Source organism: Paraburkholderia sp. BCC1884 (assembly GCF_900996225.1).
Taxonomy (GTDB): domain Bacteria; phylum Pseudomonadota; class Gammaproteobacteria; order Burkholderiales; family Burkholderiaceae; genus Paraburkholderia.
In genome coordinates this window covers 291,977-307,812 of record NZ_CAAJGL010000090.1, presented here as the reverse complement: position 1 = coordinate 307,812, position 15,836 = coordinate 291,977, and the positions used below count along the sequence as shown (strand labels likewise).

13 protein-coding genes are annotated in these 15,836 nt (G+C 60.4%); all 13 read left to right on the top strand.

The window, feature by feature from the left end:
* The first annotated feature begins 227 nt into the window (after positions 1-227).
* A complete protein-coding gene (locus FQ705_RS20230) occupies positions 228-1,007 on the top strand; it encodes an ABC transporter ATP-binding protein (protein WP_144143830.1) in 780 nt (259 codons plus the stop codon).
* A complete protein-coding gene (locus FQ705_RS20225; RefSeq protein WP_144143829.1) occupies positions 1,004-1,762 on the top strand; it encodes an ABC transporter ATP-binding protein in 759 nt (252 codons plus the stop codon). Before FQ705_RS20230 ends, FQ705_RS20225 begins: the two co-directional genes overlap by 4 nt.
* A 53-nt stretch (positions 1,763-1,815) precedes the next feature.
* Positions 1,816-3,030 carry an ABC transporter substrate-binding protein gene (locus tag FQ705_RS20220; RefSeq protein WP_144143828.1) on the top strand — a complete coding sequence of 405 codons (1,215 nt, stop codon included), beginning with the start codon at positions 1,816-1,818 and terminating at the stop codon, positions 3,028-3,030.
* Positions 3,031-3,207: 177 nt separating this feature from the next.
* Positions 3,208-4,092, top strand: a complete 885-nt coding sequence (locus tag FQ705_RS20215) for a branched-chain amino acid ABC transporter permease (RefSeq protein WP_144143827.1) — start codon at positions 3,208-3,210, stop codon at positions 4,090-4,092.
* The gene (locus FQ705_RS20210) at positions 4,092-5,063 is read left to right on the top strand and encodes a branched-chain amino acid ABC transporter permease (RefSeq protein WP_186307947.1); all 972 of its coding nucleotides are present in this window, start codon (positions 4,092-4,094) and stop codon (positions 5,061-5,063) included. The genes FQ705_RS20215 and FQ705_RS20210 overlap by 1 nt, the downstream gene beginning before the upstream one ends.
* Before the next feature lie 516 nt (positions 5,064-5,579).
* Positions 5,580-6,746, top strand: a complete 1,167-nt coding sequence (locus tag FQ705_RS20205; RefSeq protein ID WP_144143825.1) for an ABC transporter substrate-binding protein — start codon at positions 5,580-5,582, stop codon at positions 6,744-6,746.
* Between the two features lie 413 nt (positions 6,747-7,159).
* Positions 7,160-8,320, top strand: a complete 1,161-nt coding sequence (locus FQ705_RS20200) for an ABC transporter substrate-binding protein (RefSeq protein ID WP_144143824.1) — start codon at positions 7,160-7,162, stop codon at positions 8,318-8,320.
* 205 nt (positions 8,321-8,525) lie between these two features.
* Positions 8,526-9,581 (top strand): branched-chain amino acid ABC transporter permease, encoded by a 1,056-nt coding sequence (locus FQ705_RS20195; protein WP_144143823.1) that lies wholly within the window; start codon positions 8,526-8,528, stop codon positions 9,579-9,581.
* 4 nt (positions 9,582-9,585) lie between these two features.
* On the top strand, positions 9,586-11,370 hold the full coding sequence (locus FQ705_RS20190) for an ATP-binding cassette domain-containing protein (RefSeq protein WP_144143822.1): 1,785 nt from the start codon (positions 9,586-9,588) through the stop codon (positions 11,368-11,370).
* A complete protein-coding gene (locus tag FQ705_RS20185) occupies positions 11,370-12,134 on the top strand; it encodes an ABC transporter ATP-binding protein (protein ID WP_144143821.1) in 765 nt (254 codons plus the stop codon). The genes FQ705_RS20190 and FQ705_RS20185 overlap by 1 nt, the downstream gene beginning before the upstream one ends.
* 175 nt (positions 12,135-12,309) lie before the next feature.
* Positions 12,310-14,268 carry a tRNA uridine-5-carboxymethylaminomethyl(34) synthesis enzyme MnmG gene (gene mnmG / locus FQ705_RS20180; protein WP_144143820.1) on the top strand — a complete coding sequence of 653 codons (1,959 nt, stop codon included), beginning with the start codon at positions 12,310-12,312 and terminating at the stop codon, positions 14,266-14,268.
* Positions 14,265-14,948 carry a 16S rRNA (guanine(527)-N(7))-methyltransferase RsmG gene (rsmG, locus tag FQ705_RS20175; RefSeq protein WP_144143819.1) on the top strand — a complete coding sequence of 228 codons (684 nt, stop codon included), beginning with the start codon at positions 14,265-14,267 and terminating at the stop codon, positions 14,946-14,948. The genes mnmG and rsmG overlap by 4 nt, the downstream gene beginning before the upstream one ends.
* 85 nt (positions 14,949-15,033) lie before the next feature.
* A complete protein-coding gene (locus tag FQ705_RS20170; RefSeq protein WP_144143818.1) occupies positions 15,034-15,825 on the top strand; it encodes a ParA family protein in 792 nt (263 codons plus the stop codon).
* The last annotated feature ends 11 nt before the right edge of the window (positions 15,826-15,836 follow it).

Below are 15,836 nucleotides of genomic sequence, written 5' to 3'. Positions count from 1 at the left end.
GCGGCGCGCGCATCGGACCGGCGTCATCCACTAAGTGCAAATCCCGATGAATGCGCTGCATCATTGGCGCGACAATGGCAGCCATGCTGCATGCTGCCCCATGGATTACCGTCCGGATTGGTGCAGCACGCCAACGAGTGGCACGGGGTGCCACCGTCATAAAAAAGTCGCGCAGCGGTTCGCGCGGAAGATCGTAGTGCTTCGCCTTACTCCGTATGGAAGGGAACATGATTCTCGGCGATACGATTCTCGAAACGCGCGGCCTCACCCGAGAGTTCAAGGGCTTCATCGCCGTGAACGGGGTGAACCTGCGCGTACGCCGTGGTTCCATCCATGCGCTGATCGGTCCCAATGGGGCAGGCAAGACCACCTGCTTTAACCTGCTCACCAAATTTCTCGAGCCCACCGCGGGCCAGATCGTCTTCAACGGTATCGACATCACGAAGGAACGTCCGGCGCAAATTGCGCGGCGCGGCATCATCCGCTCGTTCCAGATTTCCGCGGTGTTCCCGCATCTGACAGCATTGCAGAACGTGCGTATCGGCTTGCAGCGCCAACTCGGCACCGCGTTTCACTTCTGGAAGAGCGAGCGCACTTTGCGCCAGCTCGACGATCGCGCGATGGACCTGCTCACTCAGGTCGGATTGACCGATTTCGCCGATGTATTGACGGTCGAGCTTTCCTACGGCCGCAAGCGCGCGCTGGAAATCGCCACCACGCTTGCCATGGAACCCGAGTTGATGCTGCTCGACGAACCCACGCAAGGCATGGGCCATGAAGACGTGGACCGCGTCACGGCACTGATCAAAAAAGTATCGAGCGGTCGCACCATCCTGATGGTCGAGCACAACATGAACGTGATCGCCGGCATCTCCGACACCATTACCGTGCTGCAACGCGGTGAAGTGCTCGCCGAAGGCAGCTACGCCGAAGTGTCGAAGAATCCGCTCGTGATGCAAGCCTATATGGGCAGCGCCGACGCGGCGCTCGCCGGAGCCCACGCATGAATACGATTGCCGAGCGCGAAAGCCTCGAAGTGAGCGGCATGGGTGAAGCCGTGCCCGCGCTGGAAATTGCGGGTTTGCAGGCGTGGTACGGGGAATCCCATATCCTGCATGGCGTCAATCTGACGGTGAACCGCGGCGAAGTCGTCACGCTGCTCGGCCGCAACGGCGCGGGGCGCACCACTACGCTGCGCGCCATCATGGGTTTGACGGGACGGCGCACGGGGTCGATTCGTATCGGCGGCCGCGAAACCATCAGCATGCCCACGCATCGGGTCGCGCATTGCGGTATCGGCTATTGCCCGGAAGAGCGCGGCATTTTTTCGAGCCTCTCCTGTGAGGAGAATCTGCTGTTGCCGCCGCCTGTCGGCGACAAGGCGCACATGATGTCGCTCGAAGAAATCTATTCGATGTTCCCGAATCTGCAGGAACGCCGCATGAGCCAGGGTACCCGCCTCTCGGGCGGCGAACAGCAGATGCTCGCGGTGGCGCGCATTCTGCGTACGGGCGCGAGTCTGCTGCTGCTCGACGAGATTTCGGAGGGCCTCGCGCCCGTGATCGTGCAGGCACTCGCGCGCATGATCATCACGCTCAAGGAGCGTGGCTATACGGTCGTGATGGTCGAACAGAATTTCCGCTTTGCCGCGCCGCTTGCCGATCGCTTCTACGTGATGGAGCACGGTTCGATCGTCGAGCACTTCGGGGCCAGCGAGCTCGAAAGCAAAATGCCGGTCCTGCACGATTTACTGGGCGTATAACCGAGCGCCCGATTGCCTCTGATAACCACAAGCGAAGAAACCAGGAGACAGGAATGAACAAGAAACCACTCGCGCGACTCGCCACACTTTGTTTCGCGGCCGTCGCCGGCGCCACCCTCACGATGGGCAGCGTGCAAGCGGCCGACGACGCGGTGAAGATCGGCTACATCACCGATCTCTCGGGGCTGTATGCGGATATCGACGGCCCGGGCGGCCTCGAAGCCATCCGTATGGCCATCGCCGACTTCGGCGGCAAGGTCAACGGCAAGCCGATCACGCTGGTCTACGCGGATCACCAGAACAAGGCGGACATCGCCGCCTCGCGCGCGCGTGAATGGTTCGATCGCGACGGCGTCGACATGCTGATCGGCGGCACGAACTCGGCAACCGGTTTGTCGATGAATACCGTGGCGGGCGAGAAGCACAAGGTGTACATCAACATCGGCGCGGGAGCCGACACGCTGACCAACGAGCAATGCACGCCGTACACGATCCACTACGCGTACGACACGACGGCGCTCGCCAACGGCACCGGCTCGGCGGTGACGAAGCAGGGCGGCAAGACGTGGTACTTCCTCACGGCTGACTACGCTTTCGGCAAGGCGCTCGAAAAAGCGACCTCGGACGTGGTGAAGGCGAATGGCGGCCAGGTGCTCGGCGCGGTGCGCGCACCGTTGTCGGCGTCGGACTTCTCGTCGTTCCTGTTGCAGGCGCAAGCATCGAAGGCACAGATTCTGGGCCTCGCGAATGCCGGCGGCGACACCGTCAATTCGATCAAGGCCGCGAAGGAATTCGGCGTGACCAAGACGATGAAACTCGCCGCGCTGCTGATGTTCATCGACGACGTGCACAGCCTGGGTCTGGAAACCACCCAAGGTCTGGTGCTCACGGACAGCTGGTACTGGAACAAGGACGCCAACACGCGCAAGTGGGCACAGCGCTACTTCGACAAGACCAAGAAGATGCCGTCGAGCCTGCAGGCCGCCGACTACTCGGCGACCATGACCTACCTGAATGCCGTGAAGGCAGTCGGTTCGACCGACACCGACAAGGTGATGGCGCAACTGCGCAAGACCAAGATCGACGATTTCTACGCGAAGGGTTACATCCGTCAGGACGGCAGCATGATCCACGACATGTACCTGATGCAGGTGAAGACGCCGGCCGAGTCCAAAGAGCCGTGGGACTACTACAAGATCATGGCGACGATCCCGGGCGAACAGGCGTTCACGACCAAGGCGCAAACGCGCTGCGCGTTGTGGAAATAAACACCGGTTCATAACCGGATAGCCGTCTTCCTGCCATATCTGACGGGAAATTTGTGATTCCGTGATGGTACACAGGATGACGGCGAACGGTTTTACCTGCGGCGCGCGATCGGCGTGTTGGCGGTCGATCGCGCAGGCCGGCTCGGGCGTGGCCGGTTTCACCTTGTTAAGGCTTCAATGGAAATCTTTGGCGTTCCGCTACCGGCGATGCTGAGCCAGCTGCTGCTGGGGCTCGTCAACGGCTCGTTCTACGCGATTCTGAGTCTCGGGCTGGCGGTCATCTTCGGCTTGCTCAACGTGATCAACTTCGCGCACGGGGCGTTGTTCATGCTCGGCGCGATGCTCGCCTGGATGGGCTTTTCGTATTTCGGCCTGCCGTACTGGGTGATGCTGGTGCTGGCGCCGCTCATCGTCGGGCTGTTCGGCATGGCGATCGAGCGCACCATGCTGCGCTGGCTCTACAAGCTCGATCATCTGTATGGCCTGTTGCTCACCTTTGGGTTGACGCTGGTAGTCGAAGGCGTGTTCCGTTCGATCTACGGCTCGTCGGGTCAGCCGTACGACGTGCCTTCGGCATTGTCCGGCGCGACCAACCTCGGCTTCATGTTCCTGCCGAACTATCGTGCCTGGGTCGTGGTGGCGTCGCTCGCGGTGTGCTTCGCGACCTGGTTCGTGATCGAGAAGACGCGGCTTGGCGCCTATCTGCGCGCGGGCACGGAGAACCCGAAACTCGTCGAAGCCTTCGGCGTGAACGTGCCGTTGATGATTACGCTGACCTACGGTTTCGGCGTCGCACTCGCGGCGTTCGCCGGCGTGCTCGCCGCGCCCGTGATCCAGGTTTCGCCGCTGATGGGCCAGCCGATGATCATCACCGTGTTTGCAGTCGTCGTGATTGGCGGCATGGGTTCGATCATGGGCTCGATACTGACTGGTCTGATGCTCGGCGTGATCGAAGGGCTGACGCGCGTGTTCTACCCGGAAGCGTCGGCGACCGTCGTCTTCGTGATCATGGCGCTCGTGTTGCTCGTGCGCCCGGCGGGCCTCTTCGGCAAGGAAAAATGATGCAGAGAAAAGTGCTCTACGGTCTGCTGCTGATCACGCTGCTGCTGGTGCCGGTGCTTGGCATCTATCCGCTCTTCGTGATGAAGGTGCTGTGTTTCGCGCTGTTTGCAGCGGCCTTCAACCTGCTGATCGGCTATACCGGTCTGCTGTCGTTCGGCCACGCGATGTTTCTCGCGACAGCGGGTTACACCACCGGCTATGCCATCCAGACGTTCGGCTTTTCGCCGGAACTCGGTGTGCTGGCCGGCACGGCGGCGGCTACTTTCCTCGGGCTGATCGTCGGCATGTTCGCGATTCGCCGGCAGGGCATCTACTTCGCGATGGTCACGCTGGCGCTCGCGCAGATGGTCTACTTCGTGTTCCTGCAGGCGCCGTTCACGCATGGCGAGGACGGTCTGCAAGGTGTGCCGCGCGGCAAGCTGTTCGGCGTGCTCGATCTCTCCTCCGACGTCGCGCTGTACTTCGTCGTGCTGGCCGTGGTCGTGCTCGCGTTCCTGCTGATCGTGCGCATCGTGCATTCGCCGTTCGGCCAGGTGCTGGTGGCGATCAAGGAGAACGAACCGCGCGCGGTGTCGCTCGGCTACGATACCGATCGTTTCAAGCTGCTGGCGTTCATTCTGTCGGCGGGCATTGCGGGGCTCGCGGGTTCCCTCAAGGTGCTGGTGCAAGGCTTCGAAACCTTGAGCGACGCATACTGGACGATGTCGGGGCTCGTGATCCTGATGACGCTGGTCGGCGGCATGGGCACCTTGTTCGGGCCGCTGCTTGGCGCGGCGCTGATCGTCGCGCTGGAAGATCGGCTCGGCGATATCGGTTCGGCGCTGGCCGCGTCGACGGGCGTCGACTGGTTCCGTTCGCTGGGCGAGTCGGTGACGATCGTGACGGGGATCATTTTCATCGCGTGCGTGCTGGCGTTCCGGCGCGGCATTGTCGGCGAGATCGTGGCCCGGGTGCGGCCGCTGCGTGCGTAAGCAGAATCAGATGTTCCGTTGCTTCGGCATCCGATATAATTCGCCACTCGTTGCATCGTGAAGTTCGAGCACGACTCACTGGCAGCCGGTCGGTGCAAACCAGGATGGCGCAACGGCGCCCCAACTTGGTGCTGCGCTGCACCACTAGGGTAATTGCTAGTTGTAGTACGGAAGGTGCTCGTTTAATCTTCATGCAGTTCTGATGCACCACGAATTTTGCAGGTGGAGAACGAGGAGACAATGAGGCACTCAGTGCCCAGACGAAAGCGCTGTTGGATTGATATCCAACAGCGCTTTTTATTTGTGCTTTCCGTCATGCTCCATTCAATTACCGTGCTAAATCGGTATCTCTTTTTTAGTCGCCGCAACACCCTCATTGGCACCCGTTGTAACCCTGCAAAACGCTTGCAGCGCTGCGCTTTCGTCCGCTACACTCGCTATTCACCGACCGCTGGGTCGGGATTTAAATCCACGGATTTAAATTCGATTGAATAACGGGGTAGGCAGAGGAGCGGCATGAAGTCGGCATTGCGTTGGATTAGCGCGGCAGTGGTCGCGACAGGTGTATCCGCAGCATGGAGCAGCCATGCATTTGCAGACGTGAAAATCGGCGTCACGGTGTCCGCAACGGGTCCGGCCGCATCGCTCGGTATTCCGGAAAAGAACACGATTGCACTGCTGCCGAAAGAAGTGGCGGGGCAAAAGATCGACTACATCGTGCTCGACGACGCCACCGATTCCACGCAAGCCGTCAAGAACGCTCGCAAGCTCACCAGCGAAGAGCACGTCGATGCCATGATCGGCTCGACCGTCGTGCCGAACTCGCTTGCAATGATCGACGTCGCCGCCGAAAGCACCACGCCCATGATCTCCATGGCCGCTGCGGCCAGCATCGTCGAACCCATGGACGCGAAGCGCGCGTGGGTCTTCAAGACACCGCAAAACGACATCCTGATGGCGACCGCCATCGCGCAACACATGGCCAATCATGGCGTGAAGACGGTAGCCTTCATCGGCTTCTCGGATGCCTACGGTGAGAGCTGGTTCAAGGAATTCGGCAAGGCCGCGGATCTCGCGAAGATCAAGATCGTCGCGAACGAACGCTTCGCGCGCAACGACGCGTCGGTTACCGGCCAGGTGCTGAAAGTGATGTCGCAAAACCCGGACGCGGTGCTGATCGCCGGCGCGGGTACACCGGCCGCGCTGCCGCAAAAAACGCTCAAGGAGCGCGGTTACAAGGGCAAGCTCTATCAGACGCACGGCGTAGCCAATAACGATTTCCTGCGCGTGTGCGGCAAGGATTGCGAAGGTACGTTCCTGCCCGCCGGCCCGCTGCTGGTCGCGGATCAACTGCCCGATTCGAATCCGGTAAAGAAGCCGGCGCTCGCCTACAAGCACGCGTATGAAACCGCCTATGGCGCGGGCTCGGTGTCGACCTTCGGCGGCCATGCGTGGGACGCGGGCTTGCTCTTGCAACGCGCGATTCCTCTAGCGCTGAAGAAGGGCCAACCTGGCACACCGGCATTCCGCGAGGCGCTGCGCGCCGCGCTTGAGAGCACCAAAGATTTGCCGGCGTCGCACGGCATCTTCAACATGAGCGCGAACGACCATGCTGGCCTCGACCAGCGGGCGCGCGTGATGGTGGAGATTGTCGGCGGCAAGTGGAAGTTGGCCGGCGACTGAGCGAAGGCGAAGCGATACGGAAACCCATTCAAAAGACGCGTGCAGTTGACGCGTCTTTTTTATTGCCCGATCGACGCGAAAACGCGAGCGGGAAGTGTGGCGCGACGGCTTCAGGACAAACCCGCATTCGGGCCGCCGTCTATTGACCGTCGATGAAGCAGAACGAATACTACTAACATGTTAGTGTTTTGTTGCCAGTAGATCGATACGACATGGCGCAACAAGACGCGAGACACGAATCGCAGCAGTCGGCAGGTGCGGTATGCAGCAGGGCAATGGCAACGCAACGGTGGAGGCTTCGCGTCGAGCAGGGAAAACCATGCTTGGCACGCCTCAACCCTATAACTAGATTCAGACACCCGGCCCGTGAGCCGGATTACAGATACGCGCTTCAAAGCGTTTGGAGACTCGCAATGAAAAAAACCAGCCAATGGGTACGTACCGGCGTTGCAATGGCGTTGATGTGCGGCGCGGGCGCCGCATTCGCTCAGGTGAAGATCGGTGTCACGCTGTCCACTACGGGGCCGGCTGCATCGCTCGGGATTCCTGAGAAGAATACGATCGCGCTGCTGCCGAAGGAGATCGGCGGCAAGACGGTGCAATACATCATCCTCGACGACGCATCGGACACCGGCAAGGCCGTGCAGAACACGCGCAAGCTGATCGACGAAGATCACGTCGATGCGATCATCGGTTCGACCGTTACGCCGAACTCGCTCGCCATGCTCGACCCCGCAGCCGAGGGCAAAACACCGGTGATCTCGCTGGCAGCATCGGCTGCGATCATTTCGCCGATGGATGCCAAGCGTGCCTGGGCTTTCAAGCCGCCCCAGAACGACAGCCTGATGGCTGACGCGATCGCCGACTACATGGAACACCACGGCGTGAAAACGGTGGGCTTCATCGGTTTCGCGGATGCCTATGGCGACGGCTGGAACAATGTTTTCACGGCGGCCGCCGCTGCGCACAATCTCAAGATCGTCTCGAACGAGCGCTTCAACCGCACCGACGCATCGGTCACGGGGCAGGTGTTGAAGACGATGGGCGCGAACCCCGATGCCGTGTTGATCGCGGGCGCGGGCACGCCGTCGGCACTGCCGGCCAAGACGCTCAAGGAGCGAGGCTACAAGGGCAAGGTCTATCAGACGCACGGCGTCGCCAACAACGACTTCCTGCGTGTGTGCGGCAAGGATTGCGAAGGCGAATTCCTGCCCGCGGGTCCGATCCTCGTCGCCGACCAATTGCCGGATTCGAATCCGGTGAAGAAGTCGTCGGAAGCGTATAAGGCGGCGTACGAGAAAGCGTATGGCGCGGGTTCGGTGGCGACCTTCGGCGGCCACGCATGGGACGCCGGCCAGATGCTGCAAGCGGCGATTCCGGTCGCACTCAAAACCGCTCAGCCGGGCACCGAAGCGTTCCGCGTGGCACTGCGTGGCGCCCTTGAGAACATCAAGGAACTGCCGGTTTCGCACGGCATCATGAACACCACCCCGACCGACCACAATGGCCTCGACAAGCGCGCACGCGTGATCGTGCAGATCGTCGACGGCAAGTGGAAGCTGCAGAACGACTAATAACAAAAGCGGTACGCGCCTCTCGCGCAATGTGCGGCATGTGACGCCGCATTGCCATTCTGTTCGATGACAATGGCACCGACCGCCGCGCCGTGTTCCGGCGCGGCGGTCGCCTTTTCAGACATGCAAGGTCAGTGGTGGACCGTGTCATTGGCCGCCACGCCGGTTTTCCGATTTCGATTTCGACGCTTCAGGACGAGGAAGTATGGATCTATCAATTGCAGCGATCCTCGCGCAGGACGGCATCACCACCGGCGCGATTTATGCGCTGCTCGCGCTTGCGCTGGTGCTGGTGTTCTCCGTGACACGGGTGATCTTCATCCCGCAGGGCGAGTTTGTTTCGTACGGTGCGCTCACGCTCGCGGCACTGCAGACACAAAAGTTTCCGGCCACTTGCTGGCTGCTGATGGCGATGGGCGCGGCATGCTTCGTCGTCGAGGCGGCGGGGATGGTGCGGCATGCTGAACGTCGACGTCACGCGGCTCGCACACTGGCGCTGATGGTCGGCAAATTCCTGCTGTTTCCGATCGCGGTCTACGCCGTGACTCAAGGTCTTTTTCTTCACCCGCTGCCGATGATCGTGCAGATCGCACTGACGTTGCTGATCGTGATTCCGATGGGACCGTTCGTCTACCGCCTGGCGTATGAGCCGATCGCAGAAGCGACCACGCTGCTGCTGCTGATCGTGGCCGTGGCGGTGCACTTCGCGATGGTCGGCCTCGGGCTCGTGATGTTCGGCGCGGAAGGCTCGCGCACGACCGCGTTCTCCGACGCCACCTTCAACCTCGGCACGCTGACGATCTCCGGGCAGAGTCTGTGGGTGGTCGGCACGGCCGTGGTGTTGATCGGGGCGCTGTATCTGTACTTCGATCGCTCGATCTCGGGCAAGGCCTTGCGTGCGACGTCGGTGAACCGACTGGGTGCGCGCCTGGTCGGCATCGGCACGACGCAGGCTGGGCGCCTTGCGTTCACGCTCGCTGCGGGGCTCGGTGCGCTGTGCGGGATCCTCGTTGCACCCTTGACCACCATCTACTACGACTCGGGCTTCCTGATCGGTCTGAAGGGCTTCGTGGGGGCGATTATCGGCGGACTCGTCAGCTATCCGCTGGCGGCGGCCGGTTCGATCCTCGTCGGTCTGCTGGAATCGTATTCGTCGTTCTGGGCGAGCGCTTATAAGGAAGTGATCGTGTTCACGCTGATCATCCCGGTGTTGCTCTGGCGCAGTTTTGCCAGCCCGCATGCCGAAGAGGAAGAGGAGTGACGCGATGAAACGGATCATGCAAAACAAGTTCTTCTGGCTGTTCCTCGTGGTGCTGTTCGCGTTGCCGGTGCTGCCGCGGCCAATTCACGTGCCTGAATACTGGGTAACGTTGCTCAACTACATCGGCCTCTATTCGATCGTGGCGATCGGCCTCGTGTTGCTGACGGGGATTGGCGGGATGACGAGTTTCGGGCAAGCCGCGTTCGTCGGCATCGGCGCTTATGCCACCGCGTTTCTGACGACCGCGTATGGCGTGTCGCCGTGGCTCGCGCTGATTGCTGGCGTCGTGGTGACGGCGTTGATCGCGCTGATGCTTGGACTCGTAACGATGCGTCTGTCGGGCCACTTTTTGCCGCTCGGCACGATCGCGTGGGGTCTCGCGCTGTTTTATCTGTTCGGTAACCTGGACATCCTGGGCAAGTACGACGGCATCAACGGAATTCCGGTGCTGAATGTGTTTGGCATCAATCTGGAGTCCGGCCGCCATATCTATTACCTGATCTGGCTGGTCGTGCTCGGTGCGGTGATTTCTGTTCAGAACCTGCTTAATAGCCGGCCGGGGCGAGCGATTCGCGCGTTGCGCGGCGGCGGCATGATGGCTGAGGCGATGGGCGTAAATACCGCGTGGATGCGCGTGGTGATCTTCGTTTATGCCGCCGTACTGGCGTCGATATCGGGATTTCTGTACGCCCATCTGCAACGTGCCGTGAACCCGACGCCGTTCGGCCTGAATCACGGCATCGAGTTTCTGTTCATGGCGGTGGTGGGCGGCGTCTCGCATGTTTGGGGTGCAGTGCTGGGTGCAGCGATTCTGACCGTGCTGCAGGACTATCTGCAAACGCTGCTGCCAAAGCTGCTCGGCGAGAACGGCAACTTCGAAGTGATCGTATTCGGCATTTTGATGGTCCTGTTGCTTCAGTACGCGCGGCAGGGTGTTTGGCCATTCGTCGCGCGCTTCTTCCCGCGTGGGCCGCGTGCGCAGCTAGCGGAAAATGCAGAAGCCTTGCCGCAGCGCAGCAAGCCTACGGCTGGTGAGGATCTGCTGACGGTCAACAAGGCGCGCAAGCAGTTCGGCGGTCTGGTTGCGGTGAACGACGTGAGCTTTGAAGTAAAGGCGGGGCAGATCATCGGCCTGATCGGTCCGAACGGCGCCGGCAAATCGACGACCTTCAACCTGGTGACCGGCGTGCTTCAGGCGACCAGCGGTGAAATCACTTTCCGCGGCGAACGCATCGATTCGTTGAGTTCACGTGAAATCGTCAAGCGGGGGATCGGGCGAACCTTCCAGCACGTCAAGTTGCTGCCAGGCATGACGGTATTGGAGAACGTTGCGATCGGCGCACATCTGCGTGGTCAGGCCGGCGTGTGGCGCAGCGTCGTGCGTCTCAACGGCGCGGAAGAAGCGCGTCTAATGGCGGAGGCGGCTCGGCAGATTCGCCGCGTCGGGCTCGAGCAACACATGTACGACGAAGCGGGTAGCCTCGCTTTGGGACAACAGCGAATTCTCGAAATCGCCCGTGCGTTGTGTTGCGATCCGACCTTGCTGCTACTTGATGAACCGGCGGCCGGTTTGCGTTATCAGGAGAAACTGCAACTCGCGGATTTGCTGCGACGGTTGAAGGCAGAAGGAATGAGCGTGTTGCTGGTCGAGCACGATATGGATTTCGTGATGAATCTCACCGATCGATTGGTGGTGATGGAGTTCGGAACACGGATCGCGGAAGGTTTGCCGCAAGAGGTGCAACAGGATCCGGCAGTGCTCGAAGCCTATTTGGGCGGGGTGGAATAATGGAAAACACGACGAAAGCCGCACTGCCAATTCTGGATGTGAACGGTCTGTCGGTGCGGTATGGAAAAGTCGAGGCGCTGCACGGCGCAGCCATTAAGGTGGGCGCCGGCCAGATCGTTTCGGTTATCGGGCCGAACGGTGCCGGCAAGTCCACGTTGCTGAACGCGATCATGGGTGCGTTGCCGACGTCGGGCCACGCAAAAGGCGCGGTCCGTTACCAAGGTGAAGACGTCAGCGCCGTACCTGTGGAGAAGCGAGTTGCACGTGGAATGTGTCTGGTGCCGGAAAAGCGCGAGCTGTTTGCGTCGATGACTGTGGAAGATAACCTTGTTCTGGGTGCGTATCGCCGGAAGCGAGCAGGGGAGCGCAACTTTCTCGATCAGCTTGAACCGGTGTTCACGCTCTTTCCTCGACTGAAGGAGCGGCGCAAGCAGGCTGCCGGAACGTTGTCCGGTGGTGAGCGACAAATGCTCGCCGTCGGCCGTGCGCTGATGGGCAAACCAGATCTGTTGATGCTGGATGAACCGAGCCTGGGACTTGCACCGTTGATCGTTAAAGAAATTTTCCACATCATCAGCGCGTTGCGGCAGACCGGCGTAGCAACACTGCTTATCGAGCAGAATGCCCGCGCGGCATTGCAAATCTCCGATTACGGCTATGTTCTAGAAACGGGCGAACTAGCGCTGGAAGGGCCGGCGGTAGATTTGGCGCAAAACCCGCGCGTTATCGAAACCTACCTAGGACTGGCCAAGAAAGTGGCGTAAGTGATCTAGGTTCTGAGTTCTATCCCGGCTAAAGGCGGTGTGTTTCACGTGAAACACACCGCCTTTTTTGTTCTTAGGCCATTCGGACGAATTCGGGCCAAAACCGAACCCGTTATAATTCGCCCATACATTTTCCTTTAAAAGGCTCACGCGATGATCTGGCGTGAGATCTGCGATGCTTTTTCCCACAGAATTTGACGTAATTGTCGTCGGCGGCGGCCATGCCGGAACCGAAGCCGCTTTGGCATCGGCGCGCATGGGCAACACCACGCTCCTGCTGACTCACAACATCGAAACCCTTGGCCAGATGAGTTGCAATCCGTCGATCGGCGGCATTGGCAAGGGCCACTTGGTGAAAGAAGTCGATGCGCTCGGCGGCGCCATGGCGGCCGCAACGGATGAGGGCGGTATCCAGTTCCGCATCCTCAATTCGTCGAAAGGCCCAGCCGTTCGTGCGACGCGCGCGCAAGCCGATCGTCTGCTGTACAAGCAGGCAATCCGCCATCGGCTCGAAAACCAGCCGAACTTGTGGCTATTCCAGCAGGCCGTCGACGATTTGATGGTGGAAGGCGATTGCGTTGTAGGTGCAGTCACGCAGGTGGGCATTCGTTTCCGCTCGCGTGCCGTGGTGCTGACAGCCGGGACGTTCCTGGACGGCAAGATTCACGTGGGGTTGAACAACTACACCGGCGGTCGCGCGGGCGATCCCGCTGCGGTGTCGTTGTCCGCGCGTCTGAAGGAGTTGAAGTTGCCGCAAGGGCGCCTGAAGACTGGCACTCCGCCGCGCATCGACGGCCGGACGATCGACTTTTCGCAGTTGGAAGAGCAACCGGGCGACCTCGATCCCGTGCCGGTGTTTTCGTTTTTGGGTCGAGCGGAGCAGCATCCGCGACAAGTGCCATGCTGGGTCACGCATACGAACGAACGGACGCACGACATCATTCGCGGTGGCCTCGATCGTTCGCCGATGTACACAGGCGTGATCGAAGGGGTGGGACCGCGCTATTGCCCGTCGATCGAGGACAAGATTCATCGGTTTGCATCGAAGGAATCGCATCAGATTTTTCTTGAACCGGAAGGGCTGACGACCAACGAGTTCTACCCGAACGGAATCTCCACGAGCTTGCCGTTTGACGTGCAATTGGAACTCGTGCGTTCGATGCGCGGTTTGGAGCACGCGCATATCCTGCGGCCGGGCTATGCGATCGAATACGACTACTTCGATCCGCGTGGATTGAAGGCATCGCTAGAAACGAAGGTGATCAGTGGGCTGTTCTTTGCAGGACAGATCAACGGCACGACCGGCTACGAAGAAGCGGCCGCGCAAGGCTTGCTGGCCGGCATCAACGCTGGGCTGTATGTGCAGGGCAAGGAGGCGTGGTGCCCGCGCCGCGATCAGGCCTATCTGGGCGTACTCGTCGACGATCTGGTCACGCGTGGCGTGTCGGAGCCGTATCGCATGTTCACCAGCCGCGCTGAGTACCGCCTGAGCTTGCGCGAAGACAATGCAGATATGCGGTTGACAGAGATGGGTCGCGAGTTGGGCGTGGTAGACGACGTCCGCTGGGACGCATTTAGCCGGAAACGTGACGCTGTTTCACGTGAAACAGAGCGTCTTCGCACTACGTGGGTCAATCCTAAGACGTTACCGGCAGAAGAAGCGACTGCTTTGCTCGGCAAACCGATTGATCACGAATACAGCCTTGCAGACTTGCTGCGTCGTCCGGGCGTAACGTACGACGGTGTCTGCGGTTTGCGCGCCGGCGAATGCGCTGCGCCCGAAACCTTGGCGGCAGACGAAGTTTTGCGTGCCCAGATTAAGGAGCAGATCGAAATCGCTATCAAGTATCAGGGCTATATCGATCGTCAGGCAGATGAGATAGAGCGCAATGAGGCGCACGAAGGCACGCGTTTGCCGGATGGACTGGACTACGCTGAAGTTCGTGGCCTGTCGTTTGAGGCGCGTCAGAAGTTGACGCAATTCCGTCCGGAAACTATCGGGCAGGCATCGCGCATTTCGGGCATCACGCCGGCGGCTATCTCGCTGCTGATGGTTCATCTGAAGCGCGGCTTGGGCCGTCGCTCGACGAAAGCAGCCGAGCCGGGCACCGACAGCACGCCGGTGGTGCAATGACGGGAAACCAGAAGGGAAGTGGCCGGGAAGCTTTGGTGCCGCTGCTTGAAGAGGGTGTGCGTGAGCTTGATCTCGATTTAAGCGACGCACAGATCGGCAAATTACTCGACTACGTCGCGTTGCTGTCGAAATGGAATGCCGTCTACAACCTCACCGCGATTCGCGACCCGCGTCAGATGTTGATTCAACACATCCTGGATTCGCTTTCGATCGTGCCGCACCTCGCGCCGCTCGGTCCGTCCTCGGTATTGGACGTGGGTTCGGGTGGCGGTTTGCCTGGCATCGTGCTGGCCATCGTGTTGCCAGACTGGACGGTGACGACAAACGACATCGTCCATAAAAAGACGGCTTTTCAGGCGCAAGCCAAGGCTGAGCTTGGTTTGGCCAATCTCTCCGTCGTGACCGGGCGGGTCGAGACATTGCAACCCGGCGCCGAAGTACCTGCAAAGTTCGACGTAATCGTCTCACGCGCATTCGCAGAACTCACGGATTTCGTTACACTGGCCCGTCATCTGGTTGCACGAGGTGGCGCGATCTGGGCGATGAAGGGCGTGCATCCGGAGGGCGAGATCGAACGGTTGCCAGAGGGTGCCCACGTGGAACAAGTCATCCGCCTGAATGTTCCTTCGCTCGATGCTGAGCGTCACCTCATCAAGGTTTCGGTGGATACCGGTAACTGACGGCGACCGTTAGACTCACGCCGTACCCGATACCTCCAGCGGTTTTTAGTCACTTCATCCAGGCAGCAAAAGGGATACACCAACGATGGCAAAAATCTTCTGCGTTGCGAACCAGAAGGGTGGCGTCGGCAAGACGACAACCACAGTCAATCTGGCCGCGAGCTTGGCAGCGCAGGGACAGCGAGTTCTTCTCATCGATCTGGACCCGCAGGGCAACGCCACGATGGGCAGCGGCATCGACAAGGCTGCCTGTGCAAACACCGTCTACGAAGTGCTCGTCGACGGTGTTTCGGTCGCCGATGCGCGTGTGCGGCCCGAAGCCGTCGGCTACGATGTGCTGCCGGCGAACCGCGAACTTGCGGGTGCCGAGGTCGAACTGGTCAGCGTACAGAACCGCGAGCGTCAATTGAAGGCTGCTCTTGGGCCTGTCGAAAACGAATATGACTTCGTCCTGATCGACTGCCCGCCGGCCTTGTCGCTGCTGACGCTCAACGGCTTGTGCGCCGCGCACGGCGTTGTGATTCCGATGCAGTGTGAGTACTTTGCACTCGAGGGCTTGTCCGATCTGGTCAACACGATCAAGCAGGTGCACGCGAACCTGAACCGCGATCTGAAGGTGATCGGCCTGCTGCGCGTGATGTTCGATCCACGCATCACCTTGCAACAGCAAGTTTCGGATCAGCTGAAAGAGCATTTTGGCGACAAGGTTTTCGACGCCGTGATCCCACGCAACGTTCGTCTCGCGGAGGCGCCGAGTTACGGCTTGCCCGGCGTCGTGTTCGACCGGGCGTCGCGTGGCGCGCAAGCTTATGTGCAGTTCGGCGTAGAAATGATTGAGCGGGTGCGCGCACTGAACGACGCGCCCCAGGCATCCTAAGCGGATCGAGG

Excerpts from the sequence above, each read along its gene's own strand:
- FQ705_RS20210 (WP_186307947.1), top strand. The coding sequence starts at position 4,092 with ATGCAGAGAAAAGTGCTCTACGGTCTGCTGCTGATCACGCTGCTGCTG.
- FQ705_RS20170 (WP_144143818.1), top strand. The coding sequence starts at position 15,034 with ATGGCAAAAATCTTCTGCGTTGCGAACCAGAAGGGTGGCGTCGGCAAG.
- FQ705_RS20195 (WP_144143823.1), top strand. The coding sequence starts at position 8,526 with ATGGATCTATCAATTGCAGCGATCCTCGCGCAGGACGGCATCACCACC.
- FQ705_RS20205 (WP_144143825.1), top strand. The coding sequence starts at position 5,580 with ATGAAGTCGGCATTGCGTTGGATTAGCGCGGCAGTGGTCGCGACAGGT.
- FQ705_RS20225 (WP_144143829.1), top strand. The coding sequence starts at position 1,004 with ATGAATACGATTGCCGAGCGCGAAAGCCTCGAAGTGAGCGGCATGGGT.
- FQ705_RS20220 (WP_144143828.1), top strand. The coding sequence starts at position 1,816 with ATGAACAAGAAACCACTCGCGCGACTCGCCACACTTTGTTTCGCGGCC.
- FQ705_RS20185 (WP_144143821.1), top strand. The coding sequence starts at position 11,370 with ATGGAAAACACGACGAAAGCCGCACTGCCAATTCTGGATGTGAACGGT.
- mnmG (WP_144143820.1), top strand. The coding sequence starts at position 12,310 with ATGCTTTTTCCCACAGAATTTGACGTAATTGTCGTCGGCGGCGGCCAT.
- FQ705_RS20200 (WP_144143824.1), top strand. The coding sequence starts at position 7,160 with ATGAAAAAAACCAGCCAATGGGTACGTACCGGCGTTGCAATGGCGTTG.
- FQ705_RS20230 (WP_144143830.1), top strand. The coding sequence starts at position 228 with ATGATTCTCGGCGATACGATTCTCGAAACGCGCGGCCTCACCCGAGAG.
- rsmG (WP_144143819.1), top strand. The coding sequence starts at position 14,265 with ATGACGGGAAACCAGAAGGGAAGTGGCCGGGAAGCTTTGGTGCCGCTG.
- FQ705_RS20215 (WP_144143827.1), top strand. The coding sequence starts at position 3,208 with ATGGAAATCTTTGGCGTTCCGCTACCGGCGATGCTGAGCCAGCTGCTG.
- FQ705_RS20190 (WP_144143822.1), top strand. The coding sequence starts at position 9,586 with ATGAAACGGATCATGCAAAACAAGTTCTTCTGGCTGTTCCTCGTGGTG.